The sequence below is a fragment of the Mycobacterium colombiense genome (assembly GCF_003284935.1).
GTDB lineage: Bacteria > Actinomycetota > Actinomycetes > Mycobacteriales > Mycobacteriaceae > Mycobacterium > Mycobacterium arosiense_A.
In genome coordinates this window covers 1-15,948 of the sequence record NZ_QMEV01000014.1, presented here as the reverse complement: position 1 = coordinate 15,948, position 15,948 = coordinate 1, and the positions used below count along the sequence as shown (strand labels likewise).

Here is a 15,948-nt window from a genome sequence, read left to right as displayed (position 1 = left end):
GCCGCGAGTCAGCGGCGGTCTTTGATGGCGCGGGTGATCTGCGCCGTGAGTTTCGGGTCGACCAGGAGTTGGTCGATGAGCGCGGTGAGGACCTCCTGCCCGGTCACCCGGGCGACGCCCAGCCGGTCGGCCGCCTCACGCTGCCAGATGTCGAGGGCCCGGTGAGTGGCCGCAGGCAGGTCGACGGTGCGACGCGTCCGCTGGGTGCGACCAGGCTGGGCGGCGGCCGGTTGGCCGACGATCCGCTGGCCGCCCGGGTGCCCGAGACTCGTAAGACGCTCGGTCGGTGCGGCGTCTCCCGCCGGGCCGCCGGCCGAGTTGGGGGCGCGAAAGGCTCCGACGCTGGGTCCGCTGTGGCTGCTGTTGAAGTTCACTTCGGTGTCTTCCTCCGTGAGTGCCAATCAGTAAATCAGCGCTCGGTGCCGTTGTGTCAATACTGATTCTGTCACCGAGGCCAGCGTAAGTCGCGTCGCCGGGCCGCCCGTGGACCGGTCGGTGGCCCTGCGCGGCGGACCGCACTTGCGCGGCGCGTTCGCCGCCGCGTTCCGCAGATCGTGCCGCAAACCGATAGAAGTAGCTGCCAGTGCAACCGCTGAGCCTACTGGCCATTGAATGGCGCTGATTAGTTAGCCGAAAATACCGGCGAATTCAGCGGATCCGCTTACGCGGAATATCTGATATCAGTAGATACACCTTCCGCAATCCAGTAAATCAGTAAACATAGTCTGAGCTGCGGATAATTTGACGACTGGCCCGCGGCGTCAGTATTTGCGAGAAAGTGAATTACGTAAATACGCTTTCAAATTGTCGGCTCGATATAGGGCCGGAGAGGGGTCTTGTTGCCTAATTCACATCCAAAATATTCGAATTGCCCTTGTTTGCTCAGAAATGTCCGATTAACGTTTTTGGTATCGATAGCAAGTGGTTGGAAGGAATGACTCAAATGATCATCGGGCGATCATTACGCGGCGCGGCCGCAGGTGTCATCGGTGCCGGGGCTGTGGCCGGCGCGCTGCTGTTCGGCGGCGCCCCCGCGGCCCAGGCCGCTCCTGCGCCCGCAGCCACCACGAGCTTCGCCAGTGCTGGGCCGCACGGCGGACCGGGCTTCATCCCCGATCGCCCCGGCGGTCGCGGGTGGGGCGGCCATGATGGTCGGGGAAATGGCCATTGGGGGCCGGGTAACTGGGGCCACGGCAATTGGGGCCACGGCAACTGGGGCCGTGGCGGTGGCTACTGGGGCCCCCAGCACTGGTGGAACTGGTGGTGGTGACCACCATCTCCGCGCGGTAACGGCCGTCGCCGACACGCCAACCCTCGGGATGGCCGACCGCGTTCTGGAGGGACCCATGCCGGCCTGACTTAGTCAGGTCGGCATGGCCCTGTTTGGGGACTTTCGCGGCGGCTTACGGGTCGCGGGGCAGGCCCAGCAGCCGCTCGGCGATGATATTCAGCTGCACCTCGGAGGTGCCGCCGTAAATGGTGGTGGCGCGGCTGGCCAGCAGGTATTCGCCCCATTTGCCCGGCAACTGGTCGGGGTCACCGATCGCGGCGTCGGTGCCGAACGACGACACCGCGAATTCGGCGTAGCCCTGGCCGGTGCGCATGGACAGCAGTTTCGAGATCGCCGCCGACGGCATGGCATCCCCACCGGCGAGCGTCAGCAGCGTCGAGCGCAGGTTGAGCACCTTGGCCGCGTGGCCCTCGGCGATCAATTGGCCGGCACGGTGCTGGGCGATCTGGTCGAAGTGGCCGTCGCGGACGAACTCGACGAACTGTGCCAGCGTGGCCAGGAAGTTGGCCTCACTGGACCCGATCGACACTCGCTCCGCGGTCAGGGTGTTGCGGCTGACCTCCCAGCCGCGGTTGACCTCACCGAGCACGCAGTCGTCGGGCACGAACACGTCGTCGATGTAGACGGTGTTGAACATGGCGTTGCCGGTCAGCTCGCGCAGCGGCTTGACCTCGACGCCTTCACTTTTCATGTCCAACAGGAAGTACGTGATGCCGGCGTGTTTCGGGGCGCTGGGGTCCGTTCGCGCCAACAGCGCCCCCCACTGCGAGAACTGCGCGGCGGTGGTCCAGATCTTCTGGCCGGTGATGCGCCAGCCGCCGTCGGTGCGGGTGGCCTTGGTGGTGAGGCTGGCCAGATCCGATCCGGCGCCCGGCTCGGAAAACAGCTGGCACCAAATCATTTCGCCGCGGAAGGTGGGCGGCAGGAACCGTTGCTTTTGCTCCTCGGTGCCGAAGGCCACGATCGACGGCACGATCCAGGTCGCGATCCCGGTCTGCGGTCGCTTGACCCGCCCGGCGGCGAACTCCTGGGCGATGATGATCTGCTCCACCGGGCTGGCGCCCCGCCCCCATGGCTTCGGCAAATAGGGCAACACCCAACCGCCTTCGGCGATGGCGACCTTGCGCTGCTCACGCTCGATCTCTTTGAGCGCGGAGACTTCGGCGCGGATCTCCGCCCGCAGCTTCTCGGTGTCGGGGTCGAGATCGATGTCCACCGCACGCATGCCGGTGGTGGTGGCGGTGTCGACGACTTTCTGCGGGTAGTCCGAACTGCGCCCGAACGAGGCGGCGAGCATCAGGGCCCGGCGGTAATACACGTTGGTGTCGTGCTCCCAGGTGAAGCCGATCCCCCCGTGCACCTGAATGCAGTCCTGCGCGCAGCGCTGGGCGGCCGCTGGAGCCAGCGTCGCCGCGACGGCGGCGGCGAACTCGACGTGCGAAACCGCTGTGTCCCAATTGTTTTCGCGGGCCTCGTCGATCGCGCGGGCCGCGTCCCACACGGCCGCGGTGGCCCGCTCGGTGTCGGCGATCATCTCGGCGCACTTGTGCTTGATGGCCTGGAACTGGCCGATCGGCCGGCCGAACTGCTCACGGATCTTGGCGTAGTGCGAGGCCGTGTCGGTCGCCCAGCGCGCCACACCGATGGCCTCGGCGGACAGCAGCGTTGTCATCAACGCGTGCGCGGTCGCCATGGTCAGGTTCGTCAGCACGACGTCCCCGCCGACCTCGACGGCGTTGGCTCGCACGTCGGCGATGGGGCGCAGCGGATCCAGGCTCTTCACCGGCTCGATCTCGAGCTGGTCGGCGCGCAGCACCACCCAGGCCTCGCCGCTGTCGATCGCCACGGGCAGCACCAGCAGCGTGGCCTGCGCCGCGGCGGGGACCGCCCGCACTTCGCCGCGGATCACCAACGAATTGCCGTGCCGGGTGGCGGTCAGCGCGCAGCAATTCAGGCCGTAGGAGGCGATTTCGGCGCCCGACGCCAGCTCGGAGAGCACCTTCGCGTCCGGGTCGTGCGCGGCGATCAGGGCACTGGCGATGGCCGATGGCACGAACGGGCCCGGCACCGCCCCGTAACCGAATTCGGCCAGCACGATGGCCAACTCGAGGATGCCGTAACCCTGCCCGCCGACGGATTCGGCCAGATGGACCCCCTGCAGCCCCTGCTCGGCCGCGGCCTGCCAGTACGGCGGAGGGTTCTCGAGGGGAGTCTCCATGACCGCGTGCAGCGTCTCGGACGGCGCGATGCGCGCCACCAGCGATCGCACGGAATCGGCCAGCTGTTGATGCTCGGGATTTATCGCGATCGGCATTGGTCGCCTTCCGTTGCTGCAGGACGCCGTTTCGGCCAAGCACCTTCCAAGCTAACAACCAGTCGGTTGGTTGACGACAGGGGCCGGTGGCGATCGCAAGCGCGGCGAAGCCGCCCGCGGCGGGTCGCCACGATGGTTCGCGACTCTCAGCGCCACCGCTTGTTGATCCAGTGGGCGATGATGTCGGCCTGCTCGGTACGTGCGCCCGGGGTGGTGAAGTAGTGGTCGGTGTCCACGGATGCCTGTGTCTTGTCGGTGCCGGCGAGTGCGCCGAAAATGCGCTGGGCGTCGGAGGGGAACACGCCGGTGTCGGCCTCGGCGTTGATCACCAGGGCGGGACAGGTGATGCGGGCCAGGTGCGGTTCGGCACGCGTTTGCGCCACCCGCAGGCTCCACATGCTCAGCCAGTTGCGCAGCGTGCAGGCCGCCGCGATGCCGTGCGCCGAGCGGTTCGCCTTGGCCGGAACGCCCGCGTAGCACATGTTGGGCGGGCGTTTGGTGGGCTCGATGCCGGGGTCGACCATGCGGGGGTCGGCCCAGGTCCGCATCACCGAAAACGGTCGATCGGAAAAGCCCGCCGCGCGAACGCGTTTGAGCTCGGTTTCGACCCAGTCGGTGATGGCGTGGTTGCGCGCGGTCTGCGCGCTGCGGTACCGGGCGAGAAATTCCGGCGAGTAGGGGGGCCCGTTGCGCTCGTTGAACAGGTCGAGGTCGGCCTCGGTGGCGACGGGGTCGTTCTCGTCGACGACGGCGGCGTCCATCCAGGCGGTGAGCACCTCCGGGCGACCGGGATGGGCGGCGGTGGCCACGTAACCGTCGGCGGGCGGCAGCTCGGTCACACCGGCCGCCGGGCGCATCCCGTCCAGGGGAGTGACGTTGGGGTCCACGGCCTGTGACTGGTAGGCGGCCATCAACGAGCCGCCACCCGAATTACCCAGCAGCACAATGGTATCCACGCCCTGCACCTCGCGAAGCCAGCGCACCCCGACGCCGATGTCGACCAGCGCGTGGTCGAGCAGGAAGCTGCTCTCGAAGCCGCGAAATCTGGTGTTCCAGCCCAGGAACCCGACACCGCGCGTGGCCATGTAGTCGGCGAGATAGTGCTCGGAGAAGTCGATCTGGTAGTGCGTGGCGATCATCGCGACCTTGGGTTTGCGTCCCACGCCCCGGTGATACAGCCCCTGGCAGGGGTGGCCGCCCGCGCCCGCGCGCCCCGCGGTGCGCGAGGGCAGCCCGACGAATTCCCGGACCACTCCGGCACCGGTGCGACGAGTCAATTCAGCGGTCCTCCTGACGCGTAGATGGCCCGGTAATAGATGTTGGCCAGGGTTTGGATGCACGCTTGATCGTCGGGCTCCTCCGCGCGCGCCCCGGCGAGCTGCAGGTAGCAGAACTGGTTGAACATCGCCACGATGGCCTCGGCGATCAGCCGCGGATCGTCGTCGGGACAGTGGCCCTCGGACTGGGCGCGCCGAACCGACTCGGCAATGAACGACACTGGTATCTCGCAGATCTCGGACCAATACCGGGCGAAGTCGTCGTTGATCATCGCCAGCTGCGACACGCTGATCACCTCGGCGAGCCGGTTGCGGTAGGTGTGCCAGTGCGCGGCGGCGGCAGCGTGGGCGCGCTCACGATCGGACAAACCGTGTCCGGTGACCGACTGCGCGCGCTCGGTGGCCTCGTCGCGAAAGCGCAGCGCCCACTGGCGCACCATCGCCTCTTTGGAGTCGTAGTAGTTGTAAAACGACGCCGCCGAACGGCCCGCTTCCGCGGCGATGTCGGAGATCGTCGTGGCCAGCACGCCTTTGCGCGCGATGACGGTCCGGGCGGCCATATCGATGGCGGCCTGCGTCCGCCTGCCGCGACGGGTGGGAAGTGTGGCGGGCTGGCCGTCGCGGTCAGCAGGGGACGCCGCGGTCGACACCTATGCACCTCCCTGGGCCAAAACTGAAACTGATGTTAGATTCAGATTTGGATCTTGGCCAGGATCGTCACGCCGGGGACCGAGGGGAGCCACCAGATGATCAAGCCGCACAACACCAACACGGAATTCGAACTGGGCGGGATCAACCATGTCGCCCTGGTGTGTTCGGACATGGCGAAAACCGTGGACTTCTACAGCAATATCCTCGGCATGCCGCTGATCAAGTCGCTCGATCTACCCGGCGGCGCCGGCCAGCACTTCTTCTTCGACGCCGGCAACGGCGACTGCGTCGCCTTCTTCTGGTTCGCCGACGCTCCGGACCGGGTGCCGGGGATCTCGTCGCCGGGCGCCATCCCGGGCATCGGCGACATCACCAGCGCCGTCAGCACGATGAACCACCTGGCCTTTCATGTGCCGGCCGAGAAGTTCGACGCCTATCGCCAACTCCTCAAGGACAAAGGGGTGCGGGTGGGCCCGGTGCTCAACCACGACGAAAGCCCCATGCAGGTGTCGGCGACCGTGCATCCCGGCGTCTACGTGCGCTCGTTCTATTTTCAGGACCCCGACGGCATCACCCTCGAATTTGCTTGCTGGGTCAAGGAATTCGAGAGCGGCGATGCCAAGGCTGTGCCCAGAACCGCGGCGGACCGGCGCCCTGCGGTGGGTGCCGCCCACTGATCCGACCGGGCCGAGCCGGAGGATGGGTTCATGACCGACGGCATTCTGACCGACGCGCAGATCGCGGCGCTGACGCCCGAGCAACGTCGGGAACTGATCACCCGGCTGGAGCAGCCGCTGGGCGACGTGATCGACCCGGAGTTTCTGGCCCGGGTGCGGCGCATTCGATTGAGCCTGATGATCGGTGGCTCCATGGCGATGGTCCCCTGGCTGGGGTATCTGTCCGTGACGCTGCCCGAGAACTACGTCGCGCACAACTGGCCGATCACCTGGGTCGGCTTCGACGTGCTGCTGGTCGGGTTCATGTTGACGACGGCGGTGCTCGGATACCTGCGTCGTCAGCTGCTGGTGCTCGCCGCCTTCACCACCGGGGTGCTGCTGATCTGCGACGCCTGGTTCGACCTGATGACCGCCGGCCCCAAGGACATCTGGCTGTCGGTGATCACGGCGCTGCTGATCGAGGTGCCCCTGGCGATCTTCCTGATCACCAGCGCGGTGCGCATCCTGCGGCTCACCATGATGCGGTTATGGCTGCTGCACCCTGGCATGCGGCTCTGGCACCTGCCGCTGTTCCCATGAGGCGGTGAGGGTTTGGCCCGAGCCGCTCCGGTTCGGGCCGCTGCCGGTCGCGGCGCGAGCCGAACAATGCTATCCCGAATCCTGGCCCCGGGCAGGCGGATCGGCGACGGATCCATTTGTAGTTAGATACTTTTTGGTACGCACCCGCCGGCCCTGCGACCGGTTGGCGGAGAAAGACTACCGCACCACCGATGATCTCGCGCGAGAATGCGAGTCTTCGTAAAACCGCGAAATCCTCGGCCCCCTCAGCTAGCGTCCACGGCAGCGACATAGGGGGTGCAGCGACGCGGTAGTTCAGCCCGACATACCGATAATCCGTCGCGAAATTTCACGCGCGAGACCGAACAGATGATGCGCCAAACACCAAGCGCTGACCACACTTTCACAGCCCCCCAGACCGCACAACAGATGTCGGTATCTCACAGCACAAGGACTCGACGAAATGGTCGCACTCGGAAACATCAACGAATGGCAACCGCCACAGGGCCCGGTTACCATGTGGATGGCCGCCCCCACGGCGCTCGAAGCGGCGCGCGCCGCGCGACGAAGCGATCTGGCACCGAGTTATCAACAGAATCAACACCTCTGGGCCTCCTATCACGGTAAGAACCTGAACCGGCAGCTGCCCCGGCTGATGATCGTGGCGTGGGACATCCCCGGAACCTGCAACATCGAGGCGATGACCGCGACGATCAATGCCCATGTGCGCCGCCAGGACACGTACCACCACTGGTTCGAATTCGACAATGGAATCTTCGTGCGCCGCGAACTCGAGGACCCCGCAGCCATCGATTTCGTCCCCGTCGCCCTCGGGGAGATGACACCGGATCAGGCGCGTAACCACGTCCTCACCACGACTCCACACACGCTGGAATGGGGCTGCTTCACCTACGGAATCGTCCAGCACGCCGACTATTTCACGTTCTACGCCAGCGTCGACCACCTGCACATCGACGGCCTGTCCGCCGCCCTGATCTTCCTCGACATTCACCTGATGTATCAGGAGTTAGCGCAGGGCGGGCACCGGGCCGCCCCGCTGCCCGAGGTGCGCAGCTACCGCGACTACGTTGCGCGACAGCGCGAGAGGGCTGCCGGCTTGGACCTGTCGTCGCCAGAGATCAAGGACTGGATCGCCTTCGCGCGTGACACCGATGGCGACTGGCCCAGCTTTCCGCTGCCGCTCGGTGACACCTGGGCCAGCACCAAGGGCGATCTGCTGACGGTCGAATTGATGGATGCCGCCGAGACCGAGGCCTTCGACGCCGCCTGTGTGGCCGCCGGCGCCCGGTTCATCGGCGGAGTCCTGGCCTGCGCCGCGTTCGCCGAACACGAATTGACCGGCAAGCACGCCTATCACGGGTTCACCGCCAAGGACACCCGGGCCGCGGGTATCGACACGATGACCGTGGGCTGGTTCGCCAGCCTGATTCCCATCACCGTGCCGACAGCCGGCGAGACGTTCGCCCAGGCGGCCAGGGCGGCGCAGAAGTCGTTCGACGACGCGCAGCGCCTCGCCGACGTGCCCGTCGAGCGGGTCTTGGAGTTGGCGACCCCCGACGAACTGGGGATCAAGCTGCCCACGCAGCTGCCGATGATGCTGTCCTTCCTGGACTTCCGCAAGATTCCCCTCAACGGGCTATGGGCGGAGACGAAGTTCGGCACCTACGGCGACAGCCTGTCCCACGGCGGGATCAACTTGTGGATCAACCGGCAGGCCGAGAACACCACGGTGACGATGTCCTTCCCGGACAACGCGATCGCGCGCGAGTCCGTCCTCCGCTACATCGCGACACTGACCCAGGCGTTCGTGCGCGTCGCCAAGCCCACCCTGGACGATCCAGTTATCGTTGCGCCCCAGTCGGATTCGGAAGGGTCCTACCCCGTCGCGCCAAACGCGGACGACCACGAAGCGGCCTGACCATGAGCAACGTGCTGGACCTGGCCGACCAGACCCTCTTCCTCGGTGAGCGGGCGACGGGGGCCACCAGCCTGTTGCAATGTATGTGGGTGTATGACCGCGCCATCGACATCGGCGGGCTGCGCGAGTTCCATCGCCGGCTGGGCCAGGGACGGTTGTCGCGCCGGGTCGAGCGCTCGCCCTTGCCGTTCGGCCGGCATCGCTGGGTGTCGCCGAACGACCGGTGCGCCCTCGAGATCGTCGGCGCGCCGCGTTCCCGTGACGGGATCGACGCCTGGCTGGCCGAACAAGCCACCCGACGCCCGGATGCCGAGCACGGGCCCGGCTGGCACCTTGCGGTGCTGCCGTTCACCGACGGTGGCGCGGCGGTCAGCCTGGTCACCACGCATTGCCTCACCGACGGCGTCGGGTTGTGCGAGGCGTTGGCGGACGCGGCTTCCGGGCGTGACGACGCGATCCGCTGGCCCGCCGCGAAGGCACGGCGGCGGTGGCGGGCGCTGCGCGAGGACGCACGCCAAACGGTGCGCGACGCCGGCGATGTCGCTCGGGCCGTCGGCGCAGCGGCGCGCATGCTCAGTCAGGGCCGCGACGCGGTGCAGGCCGCATCCGCCGAGAAGCCGTCCGCGCCAACGGCGGCCGGAGACGAGCGCGTCACCCTGCCGATGACGACGTTCTTCGTCGACGCCGACGAATGGGATGCCCGCGCCCGCTCCCTCGGGGGCACCAGCAACGCGTTGCTCGCGGGATTGGCGGCCCGGCTGGCCCAGCGCGTGGGACGCGTCGCCGCGGACGGCTCGGTCAACGTGGGGATGCCGGTCAACGAGCGCGCCCCGGGCGACACTCGCGCCAACGCGGTCGCGAACGTCGACGTCACGCTGCGGCCCTCGGCGATCGGCACGGACCTGCGAGAGATCCGCGCCCTCATCAAGGACGCGCTGATCCGCCATCGGGATGTGCCCGACGAGCGGTGGGCATTGCTGCCGCTGGTGCCGCTGATCCCCAAGCGGCTCTTCCGGCGGCTGATCAGCGTGGTCACCGGCGGCGCAACCACCGTCGTATCGTCCAACCTCGGTGCCATGGACCCTGCGGTGAACCGGCCGGACGGCCGCGACGCCGACTACTTCGCGATGAGGTCGGTGTACCCCGGCGTGACCAGCGCGACGATGCACCGCACCAACGGGGCGCTGGCGTTGCTCTCGGGGCGGGTCCACGGTCGGGTGTTCGTCTCGGTCCTGGGCTATCAGCTGGGTCGCCGAAATTCGAACGAAGGGTTACGGCAAGCCATCCACGGCGTGCTGAGCGATTTCTCGCTGACCGCCACGACGGACTGGCGCGCGTTCAGCCGGGTGTGAACCCGCCGCGCGGCGCGAGGCGTCCGCACGCGCGTGCGCGGCCACCGGCCCCCGCGCGCCGTCCTAGGTCGGTGTGACCCTTCTCACAAGTGGGGCACGTGTGTGGCCTATTCGACTACCGTCAGTCCGGCGACGCAGGGGGCGCACGCGACACGGCAACGTCAGTCCGCATGCCGCGACACGTCGTAACAGTTCCAACGAACGGGATTCTGCGCGAAGGGGTCACCGGCACAAGTCCAATGACTCTTTCGTGTTCCCTTGCTGCGCACTAAATGTCGGCATCAACGGGAGGGACGACTTAAGCAAATGGTCGCACTCGGAAGTATCAACGAATGGCAACCACCGAGCGGTCCGCTGACGATGTGGACCCCCGCGCCCGCGGCGCTTGATGCGGCTCGCACCGCTCGTCGGTCACCGCTTGCTCCGAGTTATCAACAGAATCAACATCTTTGGGCCGCCAACGTCGGCAGCACCCTGAACAGGCAGCTACCCCGCCTGATGGTCGTAGCCTGGGATATCCCCGGCGTGTGTGATATCACCGCGATGACGGCGACCATCAATGCACACGTTCGGCGCCAGGAGACCTATCACAACTGGTTTGAATTCGAGGACGGCGCGATCGTACGACGCACGATCGATGACCCCGCGGTGATCGATCTGGTTCCGGTGCGCTACGGGCACATGAGCGCCGAACAGGTGCGCACCCACGCGTTGACGACGACCCCCGGGACCCTCGAGTGGGGCTGCTTCACCTTCGGCATCGTCGAGCACGCCGACTATTTCACCTTCTACGCCAGCGTCGACCATCTGCATATCGACGGCTTGTCCGCAGGCCTGATCTTCGTCGACATCCACCTGGCCTACCTGGAACTGGCGCAGGGCGCTCATCGGCACCCGCCCCACCTCCCCGAGGTGAGGAGCTACCGTGACTACGCCGTTCGGCAACGTGAGAGTGCCGCGGGTTTGACGTTGTCATCCCCGGAGATCAAGGAATGGATCGCGTTCGGCCGCGACACCGAGGGAAACTGGCCGAGTTTCCCACTGCCGCTTGGGGATACATGGGCCAGCACCGAGGGCGACCTGGTGACGGTCCAGCTGTTGGACGCGGCCGGTACCGAGGCTTTCGACGCCGCCTGCCGCGCGGCGGGCGCGCGGTTCATCGGGGGAGTCCTGGCCTGCACGGCGCTGACCGAACACGAGTTGACCGGCACCGAGACCTACCACGGGTTCACCGCCAAGGACACCCGGATGCCGGGCACCGACACGATGACCGTGGGCTGGTTCGCCAGCCTGATCCCGGTCACCGTGCCGGCCGCCGATGTCTCATTCGGCGAGGCGGCCCGCGCGGCCCAGAAGTCGTTCGACGCCGCACGGCCGCTGGCCGATGTACCGTTCGAGCGCGTCCTGGAGCTATCGACGCCGGACGAACTGGGCATCAAGCTGCCGACCAGCCTGCCAATGATGTTGTCCTACCTCGATTTCCGCAAGATACCCCTGGCCGGATTGTGGGCGGAGACGAATTTCGGCACCTACGGCGACAACCTGTCCGCCGGCGGCATCAACATGTGGATCAACCGGCACGCCGAAAAGACCACGGTGACGATCTCCTTCCCGGACAACGAGGTTGCGCGCGAGTCGGTGCGGCGCTACATCGCGGCACTGGTCCAAACTTTCGGGCACGCCGCCGAAAGCGTCACGTCGGCCGCGGGTATGGCCGCACGGCAGGACGTTTCGGACGAGCCGCAGGACGGTGCTGACGAAGACGACACCGAGGCGGCCTAGACGTGAGCAACGTACTGGACCTGGCCGACCAGACCCTGTTTCTCGGCGAACGAGCGACGGGCACCACCAGCCTCGTGCAATGCGTCTGGGTGTACGACCGGCCCGTCGACATCGACGGTCTGACAAGGTTTCATGACCACCTAGGCCGGGGAAGGTTGGCCCGCCGCATCGAGCGCTCGCCCCTGCCGTTCGGCCGCCACCGCTGGGTGTCACCCCGCGAGCAGCCCGGCCTCGAGATCATCACGACGCCCCGGCCCCGTGCGGAGCTCGACACCTGGTGCGACGAGCAGGCGGCCCAGCGCCCGGACGCCGAGTTCGGCCCCGGCTGGCGCCTGGCCGTGCTGCCGTTCACCGACGGTGGGGCGGCGGTCAGCCTGGTGATCACGCATTGCCTTACCGATGGCGTCGGGCTGTGCGAGGCGGTGGCGGATGCCGCGTCCGGGCGTGACGACGCGGCCCGCTGGCCCGCCGCGAAGGCACGGCGGCGGTGGCGGGCGCTGCGCGAGGACGCACGCCAAACTACGCGCGACACAACCGATATCGGCCGCGCGGTTATGGCGGCGGCGCGATTGGCCCGGGTCGGTCGCCGGGATGCCCCGCCCACGAAGCGACCCGCGCCGGTCGCCGGAGGGGACGAAAGCATCACGCTGCCCGCGGCGACGCTCTTCTTCGAGGCCGACGAGTGGGACGCGCGCGCCCGCTCCCTCGGGGGCACCAGCAACGCGCTGCTGGCCGGATTGGCAGCCCGGCTGGCCCAGCGCGTGGGACGCGTCGCCGCGGACGGCTCGGTCAACGTGGGGATGCCGGTCAACGAGCGCGCCCCGGGCGACACCCGCGCCAACGCCGTCACAAATGTCGACATCACGGTCGACCCCGCGGACGCGACCAACCTGGGCGAGATCCGCGCCGTCATCAAGGACGCGCTGATCCGTCACCGGGATGTGCCCGACGAGCGGTGGGCATTGCTGCCGCTGGTGCCGCTGATCCCCAAGCGGCTCTTCCGGCGGCTGATCAGCGTGGTCACCGGCAACGCGACCGCCGTCGTATCGTCCAACCTCGGCGCGGTCGACCCGGCCGCCAACCGGCCGGACGGCAGCGATGCCGACCATTTCGCCATGAAATCCCTGTACCCGGGCGTGACCCGCGCGACCATGCAGCGCACCAACGGCGTGCTGGCACTGCTATCGGGACGGGTGCACGGACAGGTCTTCGTCTCGGTGCTCTCCTATCAGCCCGGCCGCCCGAACTCGGACGAGGTTTTGCGGCAGCACATTTCAAGCACGCTGAGTGACTTCTCGCTGACCGCCACGACGGGCTGGCGCACGGTCAGCAGGGTGTGAGCCCGTCACGGGATGCTAGGCGTCCGCTCGTGTTTCGCTGAGGCGGTACAGGTTTGGCTCGGCGAGCTCGTCGAGCAGCGCCGCCAGGTGGTCGACGAGCTGGTCCGGGTCGAGTCGGACGTCACCGGCCAGCCAGGCGCTGATGGTCTGGCCGACGCCGCCCACCACGAAATGCGCGGCGGCCTTGATGCGTTCGTTCGCCGGGACCCGTAGCGCGTGGCCGACGTGCTGGCCGGACAGCATGGCGAACAGCGCGCTCGACTCGGCACGCTTGCGCACGATCACCGGATCGGCCAGCTGCGTGCTGAACAGCAGGCGGCCCACGCGGGGGTCGTCGGTGATGGTCCGCACGATGTTGGCCATGCCCGCGCGGGTTTGCTCACCGGCCGGTACCGCGGCCACCGCCGCCTGCGTGGTGGCGGCCAGCTCGGCGACCACCCAGTCGAACACGCACGCGACGAACTCGTCCTTGTCGGCGAAGCTCTCATAGAAGTAGCGGGCGGCCAGGCCGGCGCTGCGGCACACGCCGCGCACGGTGACCGCCGAGATGTTCTGTCGCTGCGCCCCGAGCAGGTCCAGCCCCGCGGCGAGCAGCCGGTTACGGCGGGTGGCCAGGCGCTCGGCGGCCTCGACCCCGCGGTACGGCCGCGCGCTGGACGTCTCGCTCATGGAAACCATCTTGACACTAACGCCCAGCCGCGACAATATCAGGAAACAAGCGTTCGCACATTAGCGGACCGGCGCTGCGGGAGGACCTGACGAATGGCTATTCACGAGCCGGTGCACCGGCCGATCGCGCATGTCGAGCGCAGGGTCACCGATCCGGCCCGGCCGCAGCGCCGCCGGCGACGGACGACGCTGGGTGTCGACGAGGGACTGATGGGCGTCGCATTGCTGGCCGGGCCGGCCAACGTGATCATGCAATTGGCCCAGCCCGGCGTCGGATACGGCGTGATGGAGAGCCGCGTCGAAAGTGGCCGGGTCGACCTGCATCCCATCAAGCGCGCCCGCACCACCTTCACCTACCTTGCGGTCGCGACCAACGGCACCGATGCCCAGAAAGCCGCCTTCCGCCGCGCCGTGAATCGCGCTCACGCCCAGGTGTATTCGGCCCCGGACAGCAAAAGCCCGGTGGCTTACAACGCTTTCGACCCAGCGCTGCAGCTGTGGGTGGGGGCGTGCCTCTACAAGGGCGGGGTCGACATCTACCGCATGTTCATCGGCGAACTCGAGGGCGAGGACGCCGATCGTCACTATCGCGAGGGCATGACGCTGGCCACCACCCTGCAGGTGCCGCCGAACATGTGGCCCGCCGACCGTGCGGCGTTCGACCGCTACTGGGAGGAATCGCTGGCCAAGGTCCACATCGACGACGCCGTGCGGGAGTACCTGTTTCCCATTGCCGCGAATCGCATTCGGGGGGTGAAACTGCCGGATCGGCTGCAGCGCCTCTCCGACAACTTCGCGCTGCTGATCACCACGGGGTTCTTGCCCCAGCGGTTCCGTGACGAGATGCGGTTGCACTGGGACGCCAAGAAGCAACGCCGTTTCGACAGGCTGATCGCCGTGCTGGCGACCGTGAACCGCTATCTCCCGCGGTTCATCCGCCAGTTCCCGTTCAACGTCCTGCTCTACGACCTGGACCGCAGGATCAAGAAGGGCCGCCCGCTGGTCTAGTGCGCGGGCCGGACGCGGGCCCGGTTGAAAACGATAATCATATTCATTAAGCTCCTCAGTCTGGTAACCCTTCCAGCCTGAGGAGTGCCTGATGACGGCCCCGATTTGGATGGCCTCGCCGCCCGAACTGCATTCGGCGCTGCTCAGCAGCGGCCCCGGACCCGGCCCGCTGCTGGCCGCGGCCGACGCATGGACGCAGCTGCGCGCCGAGTATTTCTCTGCCGCAGAGGAATTGAGCGCATTGCTGGCGGAAGTGCAGGCCGGGGCGTGGCAGGGGCCCAGCGCTGAGTCCTACGCGGCCGCGCACGCGCCGTACCTGGCGTGGCTGACGAAGTCCAGCGCCGACAGCGCGACCGCCGCCAGTCAGCACGAGGTGGCCGCGGCGGCATACACCGCGGCCTTGACCGCCATGCCCACGCTGCCGGAACTGGCCACCAACCACGTCGTGCACGGGGCGCTGGTGGCGACGAATTTCTTCGGCGTCAACACGATCCCCATCGCGGTCAACGAGGCCGACTACGCGCGGATGTGGACGCAGGCGGCCACCACCATGTCCACCTACCAGGCGGTGTCCACCGCGGCGGTCGCGGCGACACCGCCAGCCGATCCGGCGCCGCCGATCGTGAAATCCGATGCGTCAAGCGATGACTCGGGGGTCGACGACACAAACGACTTCCCCGACCCCACGGTCGACAACCCGCTCAACGACTTTATCGCGCAAATCCTGCGTCTCTTTGGCATCAATTGGAACCCCGGCCAGGGGACCGTCAATGGACTGCCCTACGACTCCTACACCAACCCGGGCCAGCTGATGTTCTGGGTCGTGCGAGCGCTGGAACTTCTCGAAGATTTCGAACAGTACGGGGTGTACCTGCAGCAAAATCCGGCGTTGGCCTTTCAGTATTTGGTCGCCCTCGAGACGTCGGACTGGCCCACGCACATCGCCGAAATCGCCAGTTGGCTATCGAGCTCGCCGCAGTTGCTGCTCATCCCCGCCCTCGTGGCAGTCGCCCCCCTCGGGGCGCTGGGTGGCTTCGCCGGCTTGGCTGGGCTGGCCGCCATCCCGCATCCGCCGGTCCTGCCGGCACCC

At 67.4% G+C, this 15,948-nt stretch carries 14 protein-coding genes; 9 read left to right on the top strand and 5 right to left on the bottom strand.

Features of this window, described 5'->3' with window-relative positions; all coding sequences use genetic code 11:
- Nucleotides 1–8: 8 nt before the first annotated feature.
- Nucleotides 9–374 (bottom strand): ATPase, encoded by a 366-nt coding sequence (locus DQP57_RS09455; protein WP_112632779.1) that lies wholly within the window; start codon nucleotides 372–374, stop codon nucleotides 9–11.
- 569 nt (nucleotides 375–943) lie between these two features.
- Between DQP57_RS09455 and DQP57_RS26585 the strand changes: the two genes are divergently transcribed.
- A complete protein-coding gene (locus tag DQP57_RS26585) occupies nucleotides 944–1,270 on the top strand; it encodes a hypothetical protein (RefSeq protein ID WP_133259230.1) in 327 nt (108 codons plus the stop codon).
- A gap of 133 nt (nucleotides 1,271–1,403) precedes the next feature.
- Here the strand turns inward: DQP57_RS26585 and DQP57_RS09445 are convergent, their stop codons facing one another.
- The 3 genes from DQP57_RS09445 to DQP57_RS09435 all read right to left on the bottom strand — a co-directional run bounded on the left by DQP57_RS09445 (nucleotide 1,404) and on the right by DQP57_RS09435 (nucleotide 5,442).
- On the bottom strand, nucleotides 1,404–3,605 hold the full coding sequence (locus DQP57_RS09445) for an acyl-CoA dehydrogenase (protein WP_112632722.1): 2,202 nt from the start codon (nucleotides 3,603–3,605) through the stop codon (nucleotides 1,404–1,406).
- A gap of 146 nt (nucleotides 3,606–3,751) precedes the next feature.
- Nucleotides 3,752–4,882: an alpha/beta hydrolase gene (locus DQP57_RS09440; protein WP_112632721.1), complete on the bottom strand. Its 1,131-nt coding sequence runs from the start codon at nucleotides 4,880–4,882 to the stop codon at nucleotides 3,752–3,754.
- Nucleotides 4,879–5,442: a TetR/AcrR family transcriptional regulator gene (locus DQP57_RS09435; protein ID WP_165821788.1), complete on the bottom strand. Its 564-nt coding sequence runs from the start codon at nucleotides 5,440–5,442 to the stop codon at nucleotides 4,879–4,881. Before DQP57_RS09435 ends, DQP57_RS09440 begins: the two co-directional genes overlap by 4 nt.
- Before the next feature lie 186 nt (nucleotides 5,443–5,628).
- On the opposite strand from DQP57_RS09435, the gene DQP57_RS09430 reads away from it, so the two are divergent.
- The 6 genes from DQP57_RS09430 (at nucleotide 5,629) to DQP57_RS09405 (ending at nucleotide 13,181) form a co-directional block, all read left to right on the top strand.
- On the top strand, nucleotides 5,629–6,210 hold the full coding sequence (locus DQP57_RS09430; RefSeq protein ID WP_112632719.1) for a VOC family protein: 582 nt from the start codon (nucleotides 5,629–5,631) through the stop codon (nucleotides 6,208–6,210).
- Between the two features lie 30 nt (nucleotides 6,211–6,240).
- The gene (locus tag DQP57_RS09425; RefSeq protein WP_112632718.1) at nucleotides 6,241–6,789 is read left to right on the top strand and encodes a hypothetical protein; all 549 of its coding nucleotides are present in this window, start codon (nucleotides 6,241–6,243) and stop codon (nucleotides 6,787–6,789) included.
- A 442-nt stretch (nucleotides 6,790–7,231) separates the two neighbouring features.
- Complete coding sequence (locus tag DQP57_RS09420) at nucleotides 7,232–8,707, top strand: condensation domain-containing protein (protein WP_112632717.1); 1,476 nt, start codon at nucleotides 7,232–7,234, stop codon at nucleotides 8,705–8,707.
- 2 nt (nucleotides 8,708–8,709) lie between these two features.
- A complete protein-coding gene (locus tag DQP57_RS09415) occupies nucleotides 8,710–10,059 on the top strand; it encodes a hypothetical protein (protein WP_112632716.1) in 1,350 nt (449 codons plus the stop codon).
- Between the two features lie 306 nt (nucleotides 10,060–10,365).
- On the top strand, nucleotides 10,366–11,841 hold the full coding sequence (locus tag DQP57_RS09410) for a condensation domain-containing protein (RefSeq protein WP_112632715.1): 1,476 nt from the start codon (nucleotides 10,366–10,368) through the stop codon (nucleotides 11,839–11,841).
- A gap of 2 nt (nucleotides 11,842–11,843) precedes the next feature.
- Complete coding sequence (locus DQP57_RS09405; RefSeq protein ID WP_112632714.1) at nucleotides 11,844–13,181, top strand: hypothetical protein; 1,338 nt, start codon at nucleotides 11,844–11,846, stop codon at nucleotides 13,179–13,181.
- A gap of 15 nt (nucleotides 13,182–13,196) precedes the next feature.
- Here DQP57_RS09405 and DQP57_RS09400 read toward each other — a convergent pair whose 3' ends face one another.
- The gene (locus DQP57_RS09400; protein ID WP_112632713.1) at nucleotides 13,197–13,859 is read right to left on the bottom strand and encodes a TetR/AcrR family transcriptional regulator; all 663 of its coding nucleotides are present in this window, start codon (nucleotides 13,857–13,859) and stop codon (nucleotides 13,197–13,199) included.
- 84 nt (nucleotides 13,860–13,943) lie between these two features.
- On the opposite strand from DQP57_RS09400, the gene DQP57_RS09395 reads away from it, so the two are divergent.
- Together DQP57_RS09395 and DQP57_RS09390 are read left to right on the top strand one after the other, a co-directional pair.
- The gene (locus DQP57_RS09395) at nucleotides 13,944–14,858 is read left to right on the top strand and encodes an oxygenase MpaB family protein (protein WP_112632712.1); all 915 of its coding nucleotides are present in this window, start codon (nucleotides 13,944–13,946) and stop codon (nucleotides 14,856–14,858) included.
- A 91-nt stretch (nucleotides 14,859–14,949) separates the two neighbouring features.
- The coding region (locus DQP57_RS09390; protein ID WP_114149382.1) for a PPE family protein at nucleotides 14,950–15,948 on the top strand (999 nt) is incomplete at its 3' end.